Below are 24,747 nucleotides of genomic sequence, written 5' to 3'. Positions count from 1 at the left end.
GAACATGGATGTATTGAAATACATAATCCCGGTAGGAGCGCCGACATAATTCTTTGTTTAACTAGAACATGGATGTATTGAAATTGTGATTGAATTGCCTGGGGCATTTGATGTCTACGAAAGTTTAACTAGAACATGGATGTATTGAAATTGCCTGCCAGCATCTTCGTGATCTTGCCTACTGGGGTTTAACTAGAACATGGATGTATTGAAATTCAAACGGCATCTCTTGATAGGAGATTGCCTGTACAGTTTAACTAGAACATGGATGTATTGAAATTTGACCAAGGAATCGGGATCAGAGAAGTAGGAAAGGTTTAACTAGAACATGGATGTATTGAAATCACAAAAAAGGAGTGGAAAAAATGGCAGTTACATCAGTTTAACTAGAACATGGATGTATTGAAATGTTCTCTCATGGTGTCGAACGACATACCGCTTTCTAGTTTAACTAGAACATGGATGTATTGAAATTCTTCAGGACCTCTATGATACTTACCTTGACGCTCCGGTTTAACTAGAACATGGATGTATTGAAATGCGACTGGTTACGTACATCCGGATGGACCCATGCTCGTTTAACTAGAACATGGATGTATTGAAATAGATAAAAATAAATAATGTTCCGAGGATCAAAACATGTTTAACTAGAACATGGATGTATTGAAATATAGATTATAAGATCGATAGCCAAAGCCCCGGAAAAGTTTAACTAGAACATGGATGTATTGAAATTATAAAGACGGCAAGATTGAAACACCAAATAGCAAAGTTTAACTAGAACATGGATGTATTGAAATAAGTAAGCGACTGGATCAAAGCAGAGTATCACAATGAGTTTAACTAGAACATGGATGTATTGAAATGCGCCAATCTGTGCGTAAATCTGATGGGTCTGAGCTGTTTAACTAGAACATGGATGTATTGAAATTCAATCGTGTTCTGAGCCTGCTGCTGTGCTCTCTGGTTTAACTAGAACATGGATGTATTGAAATAGTTAACTTTTCGATTATCCATTGTGTTATGGTTTAGTTTAACTAGAACATGGATGTATTGAAATAAGGTTGTGTCCTTCGCTGGGATAGGCTTGGCGCCGGTTTAACTAGAACATGGATGTATTGAAATAAGGTTGTGTCCTTCGCTGGGATAGGCTTGGCGCCGGTTTAACTAGAACATGGATGTATTGAAATGAGGGGGACACGAAACTTGTAAGCCTTGATTCAAAGTTTAACTAGAACATGGATGTATTGAAATTTGTTCTCTAGCTCTGCTATATCGCTGACTAGGTGTCGTTTAACTAGAACATGGATGTATTGAAATCGCCACTGTGCTCAATCTCCTGCTTGTCCTTCCAGAGTTTAACTAGAACATGGATGTATTGAAATGACAGTCCATCTCTGGCCCATCCTTGAATCTTCACGTTTAACTAGAACATGGATGTATTGAAATACGACTTCAAGGGCGCCCAGCTTTCCTCCACGTGTTCGGGTTTAACTAGAACATGGATGTATTGAAATCAGAACGAATAGCAACCTCCTTCGCAATAGTCCAATCGTTTAACTAGAACATGGATGTATTGAAATTGGAAGCTGTGCTCGCAACGACAGACTGGACGGTCGGGTTTAACTAGAACATGGATGTATTGAAATTAAGGATAATCAGCGATGTTGAATTTTACTGCAAAGGGTTTAACTAGAACATGGATGTATTGAAATTACTGTTTCCACAGCTCAAACGCTTCGCCCCTTCTTGTTTAACTAGAACATGGATGTATTGAAATTACACCGGATTTTAAGAGCCGTTTCCACAGCCCGTGTTTAACTAGAACATGGATGTATTGAAATGCGATATCTTTTGCAGCCTTTTGGTCTTTTGCATCCTTGTTTAACTAGAACATGGATGTATTGAAATAAGGCAGGGCGGGGAGTTGAGAATCACCTGGCCAGGTTTAACTAGAACATGGATGTATTGAAATACCTTATTCCGGCAAAAACGGCTGATGACTTTCGGTTTAACTAGAACATGGATGTATTGAAATCCGGCAATCAGTGCCCGCGTGACGACCGTATAATCGTTTAACTAGAACATGGATGTATTGAAATAGATACGCAAGGCTTTTTTCAGACGAGTTTTGTTAAGTTTAACTAGAACATGGATGTATTGAAATCAGAAGGCGACACGGCTGCCGCCAGATTCTTTTCCGTTTAACTAGAACATGGATGTATTGAAATCCCCAAAATAATCCGCAATTGCTGATACTCTTTTTGGTTTAACTAGAACATGGATGTATTGAAATTTTCAACGTTGGCGAGAAGTCGGACAAACTGGTCGAGTTTAACTAGAACATGGATGTATTGAAATGATTGTACCGGGATCGCCGGAATGGGAGCAACACGAGTTTAACTAGAACATGGATGTATTGAAATCTGATTAACAAGGCGCTACAAAAAGCGACGTTTGAAGTTTAACTAGAACATGGATGTATTGAAATGCGACTGGTTACGTACATCCGGATGGACCCATGCTCGTTTAACTAGAACATGGATGTATTGAAATCGTCTGAAATCAACGTCAACCAGCGGAAGATCATCCGTTTAACTAGAACATGGATGTATTGAAATACAAAATCATTGACCCACGGTGCAATGGATGGATCCGTTTAACTAGAACATGGATGTATTGAAATTCAGTATCCTCCGCTATGGCCGGCAGCCTAAGCCGTGTTTAACTAGAACATGGATGTATTGAAATCACCTCCTTATCCATGTTTGATTCCGTGTTTGTAAAGTTTAACTAGAACATGGATGTATTGAAATGATGTCTGAGAGACGCCAGCCTTCGTCACATAGGCAAGTTTAACTAGAACATGGATGTATTGAAATAATTAACGCGCCAAACTATGACGTTTTGGTGACGCGTTTAACTAGAACATGGATGTATTGAAATACAGTATAAGCGCCGGAACCGAAACAGTCGGTACCCAGTTTAACTAGAACATGGATGTATTGAAATTCATTTCCATGGTCTCAGCTGTGATGCTGTTGATTGTTTAACTAGAACATGGATGTATTGAAATTGCGTGTTTTCCAAATCATCGACCTGAGCGCTAACAGTTTAACTAGAACATGGATGTATTGAAATACTATTAGTCTATAGCTTATATGCTCTTTTCCCTTATGTTTAACTAGAACATGGATGTATTGAAATATAAATCCTTTCATCCCCTCATCACCCTCTCATGCCGTTTAACTAGAACATGGATGTATTGAAATGGGTCGAGTCCGAGAATGTTCTTCCGGATCTCGTCCGTTTAACTAGAACATGGATGTATTGAAATATCACGAAGGGGGGGATACGTTTGAGACGATTCTCCGTTTAACTAGAACATGGATGTATTGAAATAATTATTATCCGATCGCACTGGGTGACAGTGTACAGGTTTAACTAGAACATGGATGTATTGAAATTACTTTGTGTTGGCCATATACTGCTTTCTTTTTTCGTTTAACTAGAACATGGATGTATTGAAATCTAATTTGGACGATCTGGAACAGCGCACCGGCCATGAGTTTAACTAGAACATGGATGTATTGAAATAAGTGCAATCGGATCTGTGGCGAGTGCTGCGCGGAGGTTTAACTAGAACATGGATGTATTGAAATCGTTCAGCCGGTCTTCTTCTTCGACTTTCTCACGCTGGTTTAACTAGAACATGGATGTATTGAAATGGGAATTGTCAAACGATAATTGGATATACAGGAATCTGTTTAACTAGAACATGGATGTATTGAAATATATTCGGCGGTTGCGGAGTAGGTGTCGGTGTAAATGTTTAACTAGAACATGGATGTATTGAAATGCAACAACGATTCCGTCTTTCAGCTTGTCAAAGCCGTTTAACTAGAACATGGATGTATTGAAATTTCGAATATCATGCTGGGTTTCATAGTCGTATTGCCCCGTTTAACTAGAACATGGATGTATTGAAATTAAAGAGCTGAGAGACAAAAAAGGGGTTTCCGTTGAGTTTAACTAGAACATGGATGTATTGAAATCCGTATTTTTACCACCTGTTGCAGCCTCGACCGCCTGGTTTAACTAGAACATGGATGTATTGAAATAGAACCAATAGGTCTACCCGTTGTATGTAATCCATGTTTAACTAGAACATGGATGTATTGAAATCTGTACACGCCAGTTTAAAGGGCGTTTTCTCGAATGTTTAACTAGAACATGGATGTATTGAAATAGAGACTGGAACAGAGCACCGGACGCCTGAGAGCCGGTTTAACTAGAACATGGATGTATTGAAATTAATGGTTTGTAATTTGTGCATCCCATGTTTTTGGAGTTTAACTAGAACATGGATGTATTGAAATTGAATTCCCGTGCGACGACATCTTCCATTTCGTTACGTTTAACTAGAACATGGATGTATTGAAATATAAACGGCATCGCATCTACTGGGTTCTTCTTTCCTGTTTAACTAGAACATGGATGTATTGAAATGTGTCCACCGGGTGATAGAAGACGATGGTCCGTTCGTGTTTAACTAGAACATGGATGTATTGAAATTTTGTTGACAGCGTTGGAGATATGGAAAATGGGCTAGTTTAACTAGAACATGGATGTATTGAAATTACTGATCAGGCGGCAGGCACAGGCACAGATTTCCGTTTAACTAGAACATGGATGTATTGAAATTCGGCTGAACTTTCTGTAATGATTGCTCAGAGTTGTGTTTAACTAGAACATGGATGTATTGAAATATCACTTTCTTGCAATCAGCTACCGTGTATCCTTCTTGTTTAACTAGAACATGGATGTATTGAAATATGACTGCGTAGCCTGCATGCAGTGCACGAGTATCTGTTTAACTAGAACATGGATGTATTGAAATTTCCTTTCTAGCGCCTCGCCGCGCCGCAGGACACACGTTTAACTAGAACATGGATGTATTGAAATCGAGATAGTAGTCATTGACCTGTGCAGCGCCTCTCAGTTTAACTAGAACATGGATGTATTGAAATGCGAAATCAGCTGCCACAGCTCAGCAGAACGCTACAGTTTAACTAGAACATGGATGTATTGAAATTCAGATACCCACCGGTCGTCTCGTAATCCGGATGGGCGTTTAACTAGAACATGGATGTATTGAAATACCTCTACCACATCGCCTTTATTTGTGACGGCGTCCTCGTTTAACTAGAACATGGATGTATTGAAATTTCGCCGGATAGGCTACGCCGAGTGTGTAGTGCTGTGTTTAACTAGAACATGGATGTATTGAAATCACATGTACTGAACCAGGTCAATATGCTCGAAAGCCTGTTTAACTAGAACATGGATGTATTGAAATTTTAAACTGATAATCGAAATCTTTCCAGGCCTGAGAGTTTAACTAGAACATGGATGTATTGAAATTCGTTGCTTACACCGAATATGATTTCCTCACGTAGGTTTAACTAGAACATGGATGTATTGAAATCATGAATCTTGCAGCTCATCTCTTCCGGATAGACGGTTTAACTAGAACATGGATGTATTGAAATCCGGTTATAGATCCGCCGATGCCCGTTGCCAGCATGCCGTTTAACTAGAACATGGATGTATTGAAATTGCTCTCCGACTACTCGGTGAGCCGTCTGCTTAGCACGTTTAACTAGAACATGGATGTATTGAAATTAGCTTGTTCAAACGATTCATGTTTTCTCTTAGAACGTTTAACTAGAACATGGATGTATTGAAATAATATGGCGTTCTCGTATTCGTGTTCAATGGCTATTGTTTAACTAGAACATGGATGTATTGAAATAGGTCTAGCGGTCGAAATTCTATTCTATCTCCGTAAGTTTAACTAGAACATGGATGTATTGAAATAAAATGGGAAGCGGGAGCTGTCCATCGGCTTCCTTGGTTTAACTAGAACATGGATGTATTGAAATACAGGTTGAGCCTGTTGAGTGATCGTATTTGCTCCGAGTTTAACTAGAACATGGATGTATTGAAATATGAAAATTTAAGGATTATCAGAAAGTCTAAAGGGTTTAACTAGAACATGGATGTATTGAAATTGAATGATTGGAGCGATACACGATGGCAGAAGAAAAGTTTAACTAGAACATGGATGTATTGAAATTGCATATGCAAAAGGGACAATGCCGGGCGGGCACCCGTTTAACTAGAACATGGATGTATTGAAATTATATTCTGAGTAATCAAGAATTGGCATAGCTTAAGTTTAACTAGAACATGGATGTATTGAAATATGGCGGGCTGAAAGAAGTGTGCGAGACGACGTACAACGTTTAACTAGAACATGGATGTATTGAAATTTTCAACGGTATCGAGTTCCTTCTGTACGGCCATCAGGTTTAACTAGAACATGGATGTATTGAAATAAATGAAGATCAGCTGGATGATCGATTCTAATCCGTTTAACTAGAACATGGATGTATTGAAATTGTGGCTTGTCCGGCTGCTGCTTGTTCGCCCATTCAGTTTAACTAGAACATGGATGTATTGAAATTACCCCAATAAGGGAGATGATCCATTTTCAGACCTGTTTAACTAGAACATGGATGTATTGAAATCGACTAGGTGGACACAGAAGGCCCGGTCAAACGGCGTTTAACTAGAACATGGATGTATTGAAATTGAGCCCGGTGATGACCAGTGCTTTTCTGAAACGCGGTTTAACTAGAACATGGATGTATTGAAATAATTATATTGACATATGAAGGTTTTCGTTTTCTTCGTTTAACTAGAACATGGATGTATTGAAATCAGAGGACAGATCATGAATGACCGAGAATTAAGCCGGGTTTAACTAGAACATGGATGTATTGAAATATGATTTCAGTTAGCCGATCCGCCAGTGCCGGTGCAGTTTAACTAGAACATGGATGTATTGAAATGCGGAGCACACCTTAACATTTGTCGGACCAGGGCCGTTTAACTAGAACATGGATGTATTGAAATAGGTACAATTAAGTTACTAAATGACATGAATCTTTTTGTTTAACTAGAACATGGATGTATTGAAATGAAGCAGGTACCCCAATTGACGAAATCGTTGAATTCGTTTAACTAGAACATGGATGTATTGAAATAGTTCCTCGCGAACTAAACGAGCGATCTTCATCTCGTTTAACTAGAACATGGATGTATTGAAATCCATTTAGCTGGACACCACAGTTGGGACACCGCATTGGTTTAACTAGAACATGGATGTATTGAAATTGGGCTAGACCAGGACACACCAATATCCTGAGTGGGTTTAACTAGAACATGGATGTATTGAAATCCCTTAACAAATCCTGAATCTTTGATGGGTGCCGTACGTTTAACTAGAACATGGATGTATTGAAATGATAAAAAAGAGATAAGGTTTTTAATTTTTTTAACCGGTTTAACTAGAACATGGATGTATTGAAATACGAGTGGGGGATAGTAGGGTTTTTTCATCTCTCTGTTTAACTAGAACATGGATGTATTGAAATGACGCTGCCCCGGGAAGATGATCCAGCTATTAAGACGTTTAACTAGAACATGGATGTATTGAAATTCGATGGGTGTGGCTACCATGGCTGTTGGTGGAGGTGTTTAACTAGAACATGGATGTATTGAAATTTACCTGACCGGCCGTCAACTTGCCAGCTGGCGCGTTTAACTAGAACATGGATGTATTGAAATCCGTTTTTGCACAAAACGGTCTGAAAGGGCAGGACGCCGTTTAACTAGAACATGGATGTATTGAAATAAAATAAAAAAAGGGTGCAATGTTTCTGTTGTCGCGTTTAACTAGAACATGGATGTATTGAAATTCATTTCACTGCGCTGTTCAGAAAGTGCAAGTGCTGAGTTTAACTAGAACATGGATGTATTGAAATGCATAAAATACATCCCGTTTGCCGTGGTGAACTGAGGTTTAACTAGAACATGGATGTATTGAAATAGCTATAGCAAGTTTTGTAGCCGAAGCAACATTGTGTTTAACTAGAACATGGATGTATTGAAATGCGCCCATCCGTGCCGCTTCTCGTTTGAATCGATCGGTTTAACTAGAACATGGATGTATTGAAATGCGCAAGCATGGCGGAACACACACCGGCTGATGAATGTTTAACTAGAACATGGATGTATTGAAATTGGAATCGAAAAAGAAAAAGAGAAAGCGAAATAAAAGGTTTAACTAGAACATGGATGTATTGAAATCTTATTGAACGGATTACCAAACTCCCCCGGCGCCAGGTTTAACTAGAACATGGATGTATTGAAATCAGTTTCCTACTGCTGGATATTCAGCCAATGATGCAGTTTAACTAGAACATGGATGTATTGAAATAATGAAAAGACGGCCGTTGGCCGCCAGTTATTTTTGTTTAACTAGAACATGGATGTATTGAAATTCAATTTCGTTGTTGAGGTCATAAGTCTTGCGTGGGTTTAACTAGAACATGGATGTATTGAAATTCAGGATACTTACGATCGAATCGTCAATCGGGATGAGTTTAACTAGAACATGGATGTATTGAAATTGCATATTCCAGATAATTTTTTCAGGCATTTATCCCGGTTTAACTAGAACATGGATGTATTGAAATTCAAGACGGCATTCCTCCTTTCTCATAGCTTTTTCATCGTTTAACTAGAACATGGATGTATTGAAATAAGATGACCAGTTAAAAGATTGGATCGCGGCCATTGTTTAACTAGAACATGGATGTATTGAAATATGTAGTATCCCGTTCCAGTTATAAAGGTCTACGGCGTGTTTAACTAGAACATGGATGTATTGAAATACCGGTTCTTCCGGACTTGGCTCTTCACCAGCACTTGTTTAACTAGAACATGGATGTATTGAAATAGTTCTATGCCGCGACGGGCCGGGTAAAAAACAAGACGTTTAACTAGAACATGGATGTATTGAAATCCAATCAGCAGAAATACAGTCGGGTTTGATGTGCCGTTTAACTAGAACATGGATGTATTGAAATTTGGAGCACTCAGCGGAATTATAAGTACTGATCTCGGTTTAACTAGAACATGGATGTATTGAAATGCGGTAGAGAAGGCATTTAAAAATGCTGAGAAAATTGTTTAACTAGAACATGGATGTATTGAAATTTGATGTCAGCGACCCCGAAGCACAAGCAGAAGTCGGTTTAACTAGAACATGGATGTATTGAAATTAAGGTTGATATCCTGAATACTGCCGTTGGCTGTTAGTTTAACTAGAACATGGATGTATTGAAATAGCTTCAGACGTCGCTCGTCTTGTTCATCTGCTATGTTTAACTAGAACATGGATGTATTGAAATCGGGCAGCATTGAACATCAGGACAATAGCTTTTTTGTTTAACTAGAACATGGATGTATTGAAATATGTTCCGGGCATCGTCTTGCATATTCTTCCCGGCCGTTTAACTAGAACATGGATGTATTGAAATTGAGGTCCCAAGCACCTTTTAACAATGATCCCAGAGCGTTTAACTAGAACATGGATGTATTGAAATAATGCTCAGGCAGCGGCCAATGCCGCTGCAAATACGTTTAACTAGAACATGGATGTATTGAAATTCGTATCCCTCATTAAGATAAAACGCCTCGGAAGTATGTTTAACTAGAACATGGATGTATTGAAATTCTGCAGGCGGCCTTATTCTTGGGATCATATTGTGTTTAACTAGAACATGGATGTATTGAAATTCAACATTCGTGACTGTGATCTGTCCACTGCCCACTGTTTAACTAGAACATGGATGTATTGAAATACGGTCAGGCCGTCAGAACAGCGACTGAGGTCATCAGTTTAACTAGAACATGGATGTATTGAAATATAGTTTAAGTTCAACCGGGCCCTCGATCGGCGTGTGTTTAACTAGAACATGGATGTATTGAAATTGTTCATACCCTGCAATACGCTGAAGTAGCAGGACCGTTTAACTAGAACATGGATGTATTGAAATTGGTTCCGGCATTGCTAACCGTTTGTACGGTGCCGTGTTTAACTAGAACATGGATGTATTGAAATTTGTATATTTCTGAACCTTTCTTCTTTTTTTTCTTAGTTTAACTAGAACATGGATGTATTGAAATAAAAGTGAAAAGTACACTGATCTTGAAAATTGTTAATGTTTAACTAGAACATGGATGTATTGAAATTTATAAATTTTCTCGATCTTCTGTTCGTTTTTTTGCGTTTAACTAGAACATGGATGTATTGAAATACAGTCAGAAATTCATTGTCTTTATATATCCATCTCGTTTAACTAGAACATGGATGTATTGAAATGTGATCATGTTGAAATCGCCTAGCTGCAGGCGTCCGCGTTTAACTAGAACATGGATGTATTGAAATTCGGCCACTTTGGACATATTATCTGCGTGCTTATTAGTTTAACTAGAACATGGATGTATTGAAATCATCACACACGGCGTGTCCTGTGTAGTACCGAGTTCCGTTTAACTAGAACATGGATGTATTGAAATCAGCTTCGATCCGGACAACAAAGTGGCTGAGGTTGTGGGTTTAACTAGAACATGGATGTATTGAAATGAAATAAGGTATTCAATGTATTTTTTATTTCCCTTGGTTTAACTAGAACATGGATGTATTGAAATAAGTTTATCAGTCTAAGATCGGGGAGCTGCCGGACCGTTTAACTAGAACATGGATGTATTGAAATATGTCTCGAAGCAAATTTTTGTGAAGCTTGCCAGTCGTTTAACTAGAACATGGATGTATTGAAATTGAGGAGCTGCTTGATGGCGTGCAGTGGCTGGAAAAGAGTTTAACTAGAACATGGATGTATTGAAATTCGGTCAGTCACCTCACATCGGTTGCCCGGTGATCGGTTTAACTAGAACATGGATGTATTGAAATTTGACCGGGTCGCTTACTGTTCCGGTCGTTGTGCCTGGTTTAACTAGAACATGGATGTATTGAAATTTGATGAGGCGCATGTAATTGCCGATCCAAAAGTACCCGTTTAACTAGAACATGGATGTATTGAAATTGTTTTTTTCACACATGAATCAATTAACTGTGCAAGTTTAACTAGAACATGGATGTATTGAAATTATTATAAGTGGCAGATGGGCACGAAGTGGGCGCGTGTTTAACTAGAACATGGATGTATTGAAATACGGCTCCGGTTCTGGCAATAAATCCAAGCATGGAGTTTAACTAGAACATGGATGTATTGAAATTTAATTTTTGCCACCTGCAACGGCCTTGGCTTCCCACCGTTTAACTAGAACATGGATGTATTGAAATGGAGGAAAAAGGGAATGGGGAGGTCTGTTTTGACGAGTTTAACTAGAACATGGATGTATTGAAATTATTCAATTGCTGCTGAAGCAAATCATTCTGCTTCGGTTTAACTAGAACATGGATGTATTGAAATAGATGCTCGGATGGTCGATCGACAAATTAGGAGTCTTGTTTAACTAGAACATGGATGTATTGAAATTCGTAAATTCGGTTATGACGTTATCTTTATTACTCAGTTTAACTAGAACATGGATGTATTGAAATGAGCGTCTAGCGAGTGGTCGTATTGCTTGATAACTTGTTTAACTAGAACATGGATGTATTGAAATTCGTCATCCTCGATACACGGTCCGGTATGGGTGACTTGTTTAACTAGAACATGGATGTATTGAAATACATTCCCTTCTGTGGCAGATGTGCTGGGGTGTAAGAGTTTAACTAGAACATGGATGTATTGAAATCACCATCTATATGCAGTGCTTCTGGAAGGACGGCCCTGTTTAACTAGAACATGGATGTATTGAAATGTGATTGTTTCGATCACATCACCGGGGACCTGGTCGTTTAACTAGAACATGGATGTATTGAAATTAAAGGCCGGCATCCACATCTTTAAGCAGCTGAATCGTTTAACTAGAACATGGATGTATTGAAATTAATAAAAACGGATATTCCCAAAAAAGAGTCCTTTTTGTTTAACTAGAACATGGATGTATTGAAATATTTTTAATATCGCTCTTCATCCGGATAATCCTTAAGTTTAACTAGAACATGGATGTATTGAAATCTATTAATTTCATTATTTGACACATAATGTTTTTTGGTTTAACTAGAACATGGATGTATTGAAATACATCCGTTTCAGTGGCGTGATGACGTTTCTCCGAGTTTAACTAGAACATGGATGTATTGAAATCCAATCAGCAGAAATACAGTCGGGTTGGACGTTCCAGTTTAACTAGAACATGGATGTATTGAAATTTTTAACCCCACTTGCGTTTTATCAGTCAATTGGTCGTTTAACTAGAACATGGATGTATTGAAATGGGTTAGCCTTATCAGTTTCGTATCGAGAAAGTTGGTTTAACTAGAACATGGATGTATTGAAATTTAAACAGCTCACACTTCACATCCAATCCATTCACCGTTTAACTAGAACATGGATGTATTGAAATTTTAGTTTCTGGCGTTCCCTGAATCGTTTAACTCTGGTTTAACTAGAACATGGATGTATTGAAATTTAGCAAAGACGGCAAGGCGTATCATTCCGTCTCGAGTTTAACTAGAACATGGATGTATTGAAATAGTGATGTGGCGAGTGCGAACTTTAAGACCAGTGTTCGTTTAACTAGAACATGGATGTATTGAAATGGGAAAAGTCCTCTATGTCAACTTGGAACTAGATCGTGTTTAACTAGAACATGGATGTATTGAAATTCAGCGTAGGTTCAGAAGAGAACAAAACCATTGCCGGTTTAACTAGAACATGGATGTATTGAAATTTAAGTGAAGACCCTTTTGACTTGGCCTCAGCTTGTTTAACTAGAACATGGATGTATTGAAATTCGACCATGCACACCGGAGTCATGCGCTTCTCACGGCGTTTAACTAGAACATGGATGTATTGAAATTGATAGTGCTTGTCAATATAATCCAGTATGACTTCCGTTTAACTAGAACATGGATGTATTGAAATATCATCGGTATGAGTCTGATGGACCCGACAACGTTGTTTAACTAGAACATGGATGTATTGAAATAAACACGTCGCGGCTTTAAGACGCTGACGCTTCGCCTGTTTAACTAGAACATGGATGTATTGAAATGACGAAAAAATGCCAAGCGACAGGGCCTTGATCAGTTGTTTAACTAGAACATGGATGTATTGAAATTATAAGATCATGATCAGCTTTACCCGACTCAACTCGGTTTAACTAGAACATGGATGTATTGAAATTTGGTTCCCAGCTCAACCACGATGAAGTCGGGCGATGTTTAACTAGAACATGGATGTATTGAAATTCGTCATTTACATGCTCAGCAGCCCAGTTTATTTGAGTTTAACTAGAACATGGATGTATTGAAATTTGGGATCGCGACCGCGCTTCGGGGGCTTTACGGCAGTTTAACTAGAACATGGATGTATTGAAATTGTGTATCAAGCAAAAACAGTGTCACACGAAATCTAGTTTAACTAGAACATGGATGTATTGAAATCAAACAGGGAGAGTACTGCCGTAAGAACTTGCAATTGTTTAACTAGAACATGGATGTATTGAAATTTTTGACCAGGTGCCAATGTAATCAGCCCATGATTGTTTAACTAGAACATGGATGTATTGAAATTTGAATATGCCAATGCAATCACCCCTTTTTAGGCAAGTTTAACTAGAACATGGATGTATTGAAATACAACCGTAACGTAGGTTAAACTTGACAGATATCCGTTTAACTAGAACATGGATGTATTGAAATAAGATGAGAACTCTCGGCGAAGGACGCCTAAACGGGTTTAACTAGAACATGGATGTATTGAAATTCATCGAGGTTGCATTCTTCCTTCCGCATATCTTGTGTTTAACTAGAACATGGATGTATTGAAATTTTTTAAAGATCCTACCTATAATGCCGTGACACTTGGTTTAACTAGAACATGGATGTATTGAAATACAGTCAGTAAGCGGCATATTTATATGAAAGCCTGTCGTTTAACTAGAACATGGATGTATTGAAATTGAATGCTGATTCCCGTAGCACTTTTGATTTTTTTTGTTTAACTAGAACATGGATGTATTGAAATACAACCGTAACGTAGGTTAAACTTGACAGATATCCGTTTAACTAGAACATGGATGTATTGAAATAAGATGAGAACTCTCGGCGAAGGACGCCTAAACGGGTTTAACTAGAACATGGATGTATTGAAATAATATGATCGCTGCAAAGCCGAGCAGGCCGATTAAGTTTAACTAGAACATGGATGTATTGAAATTCCAAAGACATTTGTTGATGATTCTCGTTTGGCATCGTTTAACTAGAACATGGATGTATTGAAATAATATATGATACGATGAAATCACAGATAACGAAAGGTTTAACTAGAACATGGATGTATTGAAATCAAAAAGGGAAAGTCCTAATCATCGATACGGATAACGTTTAACTAGAACATGGATGTATTGAAATAGAAAAAATGGGCGGATTTGAAATTAAACGGAATAGGTTTAACTAGAACATGGATGTATTGAAATTCCTTGTTTGTTCTCACGCCCCATCGAACCTTTCCGGTTTAACTAGAACATGGATGTATTGAAATATCATCACCCACGCACCACCTTGAGCCAACGTGCGAGTTTAACTAGAACATGGATGTATTGAAATTCGGTCTGTACTTTGCGTTTAAGAATAATCAGTCCCGTTTAACTAGAACATGGATGTATTGAAATCAAGATATCGAGCCGCGACAGTTCCCGGACAAACAGTTTAACTAGAACATGGATGTATTGAAATTGTTTAGCGTATAATTGCCCGCCGTGAACGTTTTGGTTTAACTAGAACATGGATGTATTGAAATTCGACAAACATCAATAACAATTATGGGACGCAGACGCGTTTAACTAGAACATGGATGTATTGAAATAAATAACTGTTCTGTGTCGGATGAAACCAGGCGGCTTGTTTAACTAGAACATGGATGTATTGAAATTTTATACCCAAAATTATACATTAATTACTACTTATAGTTTAACTAGAACATGGATGTATTGAAATTCTGTTCTCAGCTCCTTTCAAATTTTCCATTGCGTTTAACTAGAACATGGATGTATTGAAATTGAGGCAATCGGCCGCGCAGCTGATTAATCAGATCCATGTTTAACTAGAACATGGATGTATTGAAATGTGGTCCATTGAAGGATACGTGCCACTGGTGACACGGTTTAACTAGAACATGGATGTATTGAAATTAGATGACACCGCCAAATTTGACCTGCTCCTTACTTGTTTAACTAGAACATGGATGTATTGAAATCGGGCCGGCTGGGCGTTTTCCTGGCCGCGATCTTTCGTTTAACTAGAACATGGATGTATTGAAATGGGTTCACTCGTTAAACTTGAACTTGGGGCAGGAAAGTTTAACTAGAACATGGATGTATTGAAATTCTGATAATTCTACGGTTTCGGATTCTCTTATCCGTTTAACTAGAACATGGATGTATTGAAATTTTTCAAAAACACCACAAATAAATACAACACCAATCGTTTAACTAGAACATGGATGTATTGAAATACGCAATAGCCTCTCTTAACTAAATCATCAAACATCGTTTAACTAGAACATGGATGTATTGAAATAAGATGTGTATATCATCTTCGCCCAGGAACTCATTGGTTTAACTAGAACATGGATGTATTGAAATAATGCAAACAGTATCACAAGAAAAAGGTGTCAGAACGTTTAACTAGAACATGGATGTATTGAAATCTGGCAAAGACGCTTAATTGTCCCCCAGCCGATATCGTTTAACTAGAACATGGATGTATTGAAATATGATCTGTTTGGTGAGAAGCAGCAGTCAGAAATGAGTTTAACTAGAACATGGATGTATTGAAATAGTCAGTAATCATTCAGGAGGGGTATATGTATGGTAGTTTAACTAGAACATGGATGTATTGAAATATGTCATCCGGATCGATCGCTTCCCATCCGTATTTTGTTTAACTAGAACATGGATGTATTGAAATTTTAAGGTCCACTGAGTTTCTTTAATGAATCCCTTGTTTAACTAGAACATGGATGTATTGAAATCCGTTTTTTCGTAGTACAGTTTCGGCTGCAGGTAAGTTTAACTAGAACATGGATGTATTGAAATATCAAGAGTGGTGTCGGTTGGCGTCCGAAGCACAGGTTTAACTAGAACATGGATGTATTGAAATCGCATAATCGCCAAATTATGCGAGGGCTGGCGACCGTTTAACTAGAACATGGATGTATTGAAATATGGATGATGTTGCTATTTTTGTCGCTGTAGTCGAGTTTAACTAGAACATGGATGTATTGAAATCGGTTCCCGTGACCGGAATGCTGGCATTTTGTATCGGTTTAACTAGAACATGGATGTATTGAAATACCCTTTCCGTAAGGCGAGTGCTGCCGCCGACTGAGTTTAACTAGAACATGGATGTATTGAAATTCAAGCGATGGAAACCATCGTCCACTTAAAAAATCAGTTTAACTAGAACATGGATGTATTGAAATGCAACAAGCGCATTGATCCGGCGTTTGGCATCTTCGTTTAACTAGAACATGGATATATTGAAATGTGACAAACGGTACTCCGACATTAAGCAGATAGGCAACGTTTAACTAGAACATGGATGTATTGAAATGTATTAACTTGTGCACCATCTAAATATGCCACAAAGTTTAACTAGAACATGGATGTATTGAAATAAGGAAAGTCGGGTACTGGAATTGTTGGCATGACGTGTTTAACTAGAACATGGATGTATTGAAATACCGATAATAGCCGTCTGCAAAAGATACTTACTCACCGTTTAACTAGAACATGGATGTATTGAAATTCAAGAAAATAAGGAGAGAGATTGCCTCATAGTCGAGAAATCAACTTATGATCTGTACCGTTTTTTCTTCGCATGAATCGATGATTCTTGTGGACATAAAAACTCCCCTTTAGATGAGCAGATTTTATGATTTTATCTGTCAATCCAAGGGGAGCCTATCACAGTTGAGCAATCAGCTTATGAGACAGCCTCATTTTTTACATATTCCCGGTGTGCTTAGGATAAAAGTATCGGGGGCGCCGTCTCTATGGCTGGATCACAAATTTTTATCCATATTAAACGTCAGCTTTGACATCGACATGGCGTCTGTCGTTAATTTCTGCAGCAATTTGCGTGTTTGGCTGAGGGCAAGTTCCGCGTTCTGGTTGCCGGCTTCGGTCAGAATGCCGGAAATTTGTTCTTTATCCGCTTTTTGGGCGTCCGCGTCCGCTTTGGCGAGATTGCCCAGGAACTGGCTGTGCAGATGGTCTTTGTAATCCTGTACCTGTTTCAGGAAGGCGTTGTAATGCGGTTCCACGATGACAGGTATTGTTTTGTACAGCCAATAAGCCGATGTCAGGCAGAGTTTCTGAGGTGCCGCTGCATAGGCTTCAGGAACGGATGTAATGTTTGTATAGAAGGGGACATATGGGCTGAACGTGCCTGCAAGCTGAACCCACTGGATTCCTGCGATATCATCCGGGACATCCGGCCTGATCTGCAGGATGTGCGAGTCCTGTGTCCGGTTGAGCGAGATGGCGCGGAATGCTGTTTTATCCGCTTCACTGCCGGTTCCGAGCGGATCAAAGGGCGTTTCCTGATAATGGGAGCTCAGAATATAGGCGATATCTTCCACACCGATTTTCCGATTGGCTTTGCGAAGAAACGGCAGGTTGTCGGACATCGGGTCCTGTTCGACCTCGGGGTTTAAATATTTTTGCCCATACCAGACTCGCGGAGTGTTATAGTGATGGTCGAAGACGGTCTGCGTGCCGAAAGTGTTTCTGAAATTGATCCTATCAGAGCCGGTATTCAGATGATGCTTTTCAATAAAATCAGTCAGGCCTGAGGATGTCATGAAGTTACCCTTATCATCCGGATCTATTTCCTGAATCGCCATCTGGTTGGCGACCACGGCGTAGGAATCGTCTGGGATACGCTGAGCCGCCCACTGGTGGCCGGTCGCGATTTCCATATACCAGACTTCGTCTTTATCCGCGAATAAGATACCGTTTGATTCGGCGGCGCCATAGGTTTCGACGATCTTTCCGAGCCTTGCGACGCCGTCCCTGGCTGAATTGATATAAGGCAGAACAACACTGACCATGCAGTCTTCAGCAATTCCATTTTTGATAAGCGGGTCGTAGCCCAGCACGCGCGGATTGCCATAGACGCTCTCTGTTGCACTCATCGCCACATTTTTTTCATTGATGCCGGCATCCGGATACGTCTCGAAACGGTCCTCACCGTCCGGAATCGTCGTGTAGCGGAATCGCTCCTTCGGCAGTGTGATTTGAAAATGATTGCCGGGTGAGTCGTAGCGCTCCTCCTGATCCAAAATCTCATGCGGGTGAACGGTGAGTCGCTTCGGTACAATCACTTCATAACTGTCTCCGTTGCGGGCGATCATGGTTGAACCGTCCAGTGTTGCCTTTTTACCGACCAATACGGTCGTGCACGCTCCGTGTGTTTTCTCTTGCATAACGAACCCCTCTTATTCATTAGAATTTTGCGGAATCAAAGTTGAAATCATGAGCCTGCTTCACAAATGAAGTATGATTGTTGGTTAACGCTCATCAATTATGATTGGATCATTTTAATTAAAAGCAAATGAACTCGATCGCTTATCATTTTAGCATAGAATCGTACAGCTGAACGGCAAAAGCAATCCATACGCGGCTACAGTAAAATTCGATCCGAAGACGGGGCAGGACATCCTGCTCAGCGCCAGCTTCCAGACAGCGGCTTCCTGTAAAAAAACCAATTTGTAAGCTGTGAACGATATGCTGAGTCATCACGACATGTTTCTCTCGCGGAGAGTAGCATTAACAATTTATAAGGGTGTAATACTTTATTATTGGATTGAAGCTCGATCGTATTCTCGGGAGAGACCTTGTTCCATATGCGCTCGGCACCAAACGATCCCCATCACGTAAAAATTGTTTCGCAAGAATTTATTCGAATGGAGAAAAATGGGTCTGGAATCGACAGCAAATTTTCCGGGATTTTGTCCCCTGCTGAAGGGCACATCATTCAACGGTAACAAGAGACAACCGCATAGACCCGATCCGAATGGGCCATCCTGTTTAAGGTGTGGCTCTTTTATTATTTAGGAATCTAAAAGGAATGATTTTATGTTTATGAAGCAAACAGGAAGCATTTTGGAAGAGAGATCAGTGTGGAGGAAGCGGTTGACGATGCCGCGGCGATTTTTAAACATCTATTCGATTAACAGGGAACGTGAACCGGTAGGCCGGTCGTTGCGCAACGCTTTTCACTGCTGCAAAATGATTTGGACGGATCTTAAGCAGGATGAAAGCAGAAGTTGAGGACCGCACCGATGCTCTGTACTTTTCGGATACCATGTGAAGCCTTGGGCTGAGCCGTCTGACGGCAAATAGCGATGATTCGTTTAGAAAAAGTATGAAAAATGATCCACGATCGTTGTTTTCCTTCATCCGTTATGACAGAATTTAATCGTACTCAATAAAAGAAAGGAGGTTAATCTTTATGTCCAATGTTTCACTGGATAACGTCTTGCTCGGTCTTTTGGCTCAAAAGCAAGCGCCATCCGCTTCTTTGCCCAGTTCGTCATCCACTAATTCAGTAAACACCTCTTCTTCTGCGAATTTGCTCGCTTCGGCATTAATGAACGACTCGTCTTCATCCATGTTGAACGGCCTTTCGGGCACTGACACTTCAGGTACGGATTCCGGCAACTTGACGGGCGGATTGACTTCAAATTCGCTTTCTTCCAATAATCTGCTCTGGGATCTGCTGGCGTCAACATTGACTCAGCCGACGAATGGAACCAATAGCGCATCCAATTCCGTGCCTGCCGGTACAGGAAGTATACCGAACCTTTCCAATCCGATATTGTAAACGTATGTGCAAAAGTCCTTGAAGCGGCATTTTAACTGCCCTTTTAGGGGCTTTTGTATTCTTCCATTTCCGTATTCCATTTGTTTGCCACAATGGCGTGAAACCCTCTGGTTTTTGATACTGCCATACTTATTGGTCAGACTCTTATTGGATGCACATGCTAGACTATCGATCACAGGTCAGTATGAGTAATAAAATCCTGACCAGTTTTTTACCTAAACCCCCCTACCTCTTTATGGGGATTCGGTTACACTTAAGTTCAAGATATAAAAAAATCCCATCAATGAAATGGGATTTTCTAATCATGAAGCTTGAATTGACGCTCGCGCTCTGAGTTGCCGGATAAAACAAGCGGTATAATGTCAAAATCTGGATATTTTTTTCCTTAAGGCTTCAGCGATTCTAATTAGGTCCCGGTTTTAGTTCAGTTCTTGTCTGTCGGTTATTTTTTGTCCGACGATTTTAAGCTGACCGGGAGCGGTTTCCTTGAGCTGATAGATGCTTTTAAGTGTGAAATCTTTGTTTGTATAGTTGTTATTCTGGTCCGTATAGGATTCATTCCAGGCTTCTGATACATCTACACTGAAGATATCATTTCCGATGTACTTGATATTAGTAATGTCAAAGGATTGGTTCGACTCTGAAACGCCCTGGCTGTTGAATTTTTTGGCATTTGCAATCTGCATATTGGAAAAATCGGTATCTGTTTCAAAATAAGTAGCAAACTCGCTTGTATCGCCGCTGGATACTGCGGTGCCTAGTGCACTGAAGAAGCTGCTGAAGTAGGACTGCAAAGTGTTCTGATTTGTACTGCTTCCATTTTTGTCCAGAACATAAAAGTTGCTGGAGCTGCTTTCGTCGAATGTCAGATCGATGCCATCATTTTCCGCCTGATTAAGCGTCATGCTATTGTTTGTGTAGCTGTTGTTTGAGATATTTACGGGATTTGTCTGTATCGATTGGCCGTTAACCGTATACTTTGCATAGAAAGTAGGGTTATCATTTTCTTTGAAGGGGCCCCACTCCGTAATCTGCGCCAGTGTCTTTCCCGTATCCTTGCCGTTGACGTAAAGTTCCGCATCGCTGATATTGCTCCGGACGGGAATATAGATACCGGAAAAATCCACTTTTACTTCCGATGAATTAACAACTTCCTGTACGGATGTGTTCATGCTTGGTGATTTTCCGAAAATTGTGTAATAGCCCGGGATCACTCCGGCCAGCGTCAGTGTTTCCGGCGAATTGGCCGAGGCCTGTGTAGCGCTTTGAGGCTTGCCGACGCCCTCAATACCGACCTGCATCCCTTTTAAATTCGTGATTACTGATGGGTGAATCAGATTCGCCATAATTTGATAGTTGTCGAAAATGAAATATTTCTTCCCACTTTTCTCAAGATAATAAGGGGAAGACCCGCTGATCTGGCTGTTAGCAGATTTTATGGACTGTTGGAATGAATTAAGCACATTTGTATACACACTTGGCTGCTTCTGGAATAAAGCGAGCATCGCCTTGATTTGATACATATCTGCCGGCGTATTTCCATTTGTATGAACGAGTTTCGCAAGGGTATGTACATCCTGGTTCTGAACCGCGTTTTTAAAAGCATCGACTGTCCGCTGCGGGTCGGTCATTGTTTTTCCAACGAAAAACAGGGCACCGATAATAATGAATATTGCAATGATTGGAATGTAGACTCTTTTTTTTAGGGTAATGGATTTGGCCGTATAGCGGGTCTGCAGAGCTGCCTCGGCTGCAGCCGCCTGTTCGATGATTTGCGGCGGGTTGCCGGTCTGTTGAACTTGATCGACAGGTTGGGCGGGATTAACGGGAAAACCGCAGCTTGGACAAAATTTAGCATCCTCTTTAAGCGGGGAACCGCAATGTGCGCAATATTTTGCCATATATATGCTTCCTTTCCGTGTGGCTTTGGAAATTCCGGTTTAAAACGGATTGATCGAACTAAAAATATGCTGAACGGTAGTGATGAGATATTGTTTCAGCACGACAAAGAGAATGATATTGAAAACGACCTGGCATGCGGTAATCAGGTAAAAAGCATCAAAGCCTGTTGGTTTGCAAAACGAATACAGGGTGATGAAAAATGCGATTTGCAGACCAATGAGGAGCAGGGCAAAGAGATAGAGGTAGCTGGACTCAAGAATGAAAGGAAGAATAATCATGACTGCAGAGACCAACATCAGCGGGATGCATAAATGGCCTAAACGGGCGATGATTGATTTAAAAGTCGCCGGAAACTTGGCGATCTTTAAGAATAAAAAGATTAATAGTGCATAAAGAGCAAGATAAGCTGCTGTGATAAACAAACCCTTGATGAATACACTAAATCCGATTGACGGTGCAGAAGACATAAAGCCAAAACTCAATGCCTGAAAAAGCCGGTTTCCGATAATGACAAGAGATAAGGGTACAAACGCAGACAGCAACACGAGTGTAATCAATCCGTTTCCGAAGTCATCCGAATGTTGGCTTGGCGCTTTTAACCCGCTTTTGACATATAACCAGTAATTTGAAAAAAGTTCCGTATTGATGGCGATATCACCTTTCGAAGCTGTTGCACTGGTTTGTTCATGAGCCGTGATCTCCTGATTGTCGAGCAGTCTGCCGCAATTCGTACAGAATTTTGCCGATTCTTCATTTTCAGTTCCACAAGACTTGCAAATCAAATGAATCAATCCTCCCGTCGTATACTGTGAATGAACTAAAACTATTATACCATCACTAATCAGGGTTCTCTGATAAGTTAACAAAACTTAAACTTTTTTCTGCTCTTGAAAAAATGATGAAATTCATTGACGATGGAAAACGTTTCCTTAGCTTTAGTGCTCTAAAACTAACTGATGTGTCGCATTGGACATCGTTTTGACTATAGTTGCAGGCCATTGAATTCGTACTCGGTAACTGAGCTGCGAAGGAAGGCCCATCTTACGGCACATGATATGGGGTCAACGGCGACAAGAGTTCGTCCAGGGTCATTTTAATAATATTGGGGTGGCGATTCGTGCCGGGGTTTTGATCGGTGAGATTGAAGTGAAGTTTTTGTGAAATCAGTGGATTAAAGGTCATTTTGTCTATATTTTATGCAGATGATTTTTTCTGATTGTTCGCACTTATTGATTCCCCGGGATTTACTGTCGATTTCCCGACTTTTACTGATGATTCACTGCAGTTTACTATCGATTCGACTGGATTTACTGTCGATTCTCCATCGTTTACTGTTGATTTTCACAAAATGACTACCGAATCCGGTTCTGGAAACCGCAGAATCCGCAATAAAAGGGCTCAATAAAAAATTCGGGGTGAACTTTTCCCGAAAATACCCGGAAAAGTTCACCCCTGACTCCAAATCTGTTGATTCCTGGTCTCAAACCAATTTTAACGGTTGGACTTTCGCCTCAGTTTTTATTGAACCGGCGAAATGACTTCCAGGTCCTGTTTGCTTGTGCGCGGGCCGAAGACACCGATGACGAATGCGACGATCAGCATCGAGACAGAAATGAAGGCGAAAACGCCGATCACGCCGAAGTGGACGAGCAGCTGGGCGATGATGATGCCTGAGAAGGCAGAGCTCAACCTACCCCAGCTGTAACTGAAGCCGACGCCGGTCGCTCTGAGCCGTGTCGGGAACAGTTCGGCTTGATAGGAATGGTAGATTGCACTGAACCAGTTGTTGAACAGGGTGATGATCAGACCGATGACAATGATCCAGAACGGGATGCGCATGAGTGAGAAAATAGTTCCAGAGACTGCGATGCCGAGGGAAAGCAGCACAATCAGCCATTTGCGTTCGAACCGGTCGGAAGTCGCCATGCCGAGCAGCGGACCGAACGGGTTGGCGAGCGCGATGATGAATGTGTAGAGCAGGGAATGGACGAGCGTGACGCCTTCACTGACGAGCAGTGTCGGCACCCAGGACGCGAATCCGTAAAAGCCGACGGTCTGAAAGATATTGAAAATAATCAGCATAATGGTGCGTGAACGGTAGGGCGGTTTGAAGATTTCAGAGAATGCGCCTTTTTCCGTCTCCTGGACTTTATCGATCGTGACGGGAGGAAGGGATCCTTTTTCCTTAAATATGAGTTGTTCGATTTTTGTAATTTCCTTGTCGGCTTCTTCCGTCCTCCCGCGTTTTTCCAGCCAGCGCGGCGATTCCGGAAGCCCGAGTCGGATCCACCAGATGAAAACGGATCCGAGCCCGCCAATCATGACCACCCAGCGCCAGCCGTCGATCAGGAAATGAGTCGGTACGAGAAAATAGGAGAGCAGAGTGACGATCGGAACGGCAAGGAAGGTGATGAAATGGGCGAAAGCGACGTAAAAGCCCCGGTGCTTTGAAGGGGTCAGCTCGCTAATATAGGTGTCGATGATGACGAGCTGAGCGCCGACACCCAGTCCGGCGCCGAATCGCAGAAGATCGATCCAGAGCTGGTTCGGGGCAAAGGCCAAGAGCACGGTGAACAGCGAATAGATGAGCAGGGAATAGACATAGCCGTTTTTCCTGCCAATTTTGTCACTGGCGCGCCCGAAAATCGTGGTTCCAAAAAACATGCCGAAAAAGCCGGAGCCGATAAAATAGGCGAGGCCGGTTGTCGAGATCAGCCCCTGCTTGACCAGGGTCACGCCGATGGCGCCGGCGAGAAACAGTTCGTAAAATTCGAACAGACCTCCTGCAGCGATGCATGAAATCATTTTCAGAAAAACATGAGAGGCGGGTAAACGATTCATCCGATCCGCAACAGTAGGCTGATTGTTAATGACTGCCACAGTAAAATTCCTCCTCGTATTTA

General features: G+C 40.7%; 5 protein-coding genes and 1 CRISPR repeat array (1 of these 6 cut by a window edge). All 5 genes read right to left on the bottom strand.

Annotated features, from left to right (window positions below; genetic code table 11):
* Positions 1–16,861: direct repeats of the CRISPR family, unit length 29 nt; unit sequence GTTTAACTAGAACATGGATGTATTGAAAT (it extends 1,184 nt beyond the left edge of the window).
* 256 nt (positions 16,862–17,117) lie between these two features.
* The 5 genes from IEX81_RS12130 to IEX81_RS12110 all read right to left on the bottom strand — a co-directional run bounded on the left by IEX81_RS12130 (position 17,118) and on the right by IEX81_RS12110 (position 24,724).
* Positions 17,118–18,542, bottom strand: a complete 1,425-nt coding sequence (locus tag IEX81_RS12130) for a C69 family dipeptidase (protein ID WP_188803689.1) — start codon at positions 18,540–18,542, stop codon at positions 17,118–17,120.
* A gap of 1,072 nt (positions 18,543–19,614) precedes the next feature.
* On the bottom strand, positions 19,615–19,818 hold the full coding sequence (locus IEX81_RS12125) for a hypothetical protein (RefSeq protein WP_188803687.1): 204 nt from the start codon (positions 19,816–19,818) through the stop codon (positions 19,615–19,617).
* Positions 19,819–20,361: 543 nt separating this feature from the next.
* On the bottom strand, positions 20,362–21,843 hold the full coding sequence (locus tag IEX81_RS12120) for a TcaA 3rd/4th domain-containing protein (protein WP_188803685.1): 1,482 nt from the start codon (positions 21,841–21,843) through the stop codon (positions 20,362–20,364).
* Between the two features lie 39 nt (positions 21,844–21,882).
* Positions 21,883–22,626: a zinc ribbon domain-containing protein gene (locus IEX81_RS12115; RefSeq protein ID WP_188803683.1), complete on the bottom strand. Its 744-nt coding sequence runs from the start codon at positions 22,624–22,626 to the stop codon at positions 21,883–21,885.
* A 736-nt stretch (positions 22,627–23,362) separates the two neighbouring features.
* A complete protein-coding gene (locus IEX81_RS12110) occupies positions 23,363–24,724 on the bottom strand; it encodes an MFS transporter (RefSeq protein ID WP_229727598.1) in 1,362 nt (453 codons plus the stop codon).
* Positions 24,725–24,747: the final 23 nt, after the last annotated feature.

Origin of the sequence: Sporolactobacillus putidus, from assembly GCF_014647035.1 — a bacterium.
In the GTDB taxonomy this organism is placed as follows: domain Bacteria; phylum Bacillota; class Bacilli; order Bacillales; family Sporolactobacillaceae; genus Sporolactobacillus; species Sporolactobacillus putidus.
Note: the sequence above shows the minus strand (reverse complement) of the source record. Positions and strands in the feature narration are given on the sequence as shown.

What these genes read in the sequence shown, in the direction of transcription:
- IEX81_RS12130 (WP_188803689.1), bottom strand. Translation starts at nt 18,542, where the DNA reads ATGCAAGAGAAAACACACGGAGCGTGCACGACCGTATTGGTCGGTAAA.
- IEX81_RS12120 (WP_188803685.1), bottom strand. Translation starts at nt 21,843, where the DNA reads ATGGCAAAATATTGCGCACATTGCGGTTCCCCGCTTAAAGAGGATGCT.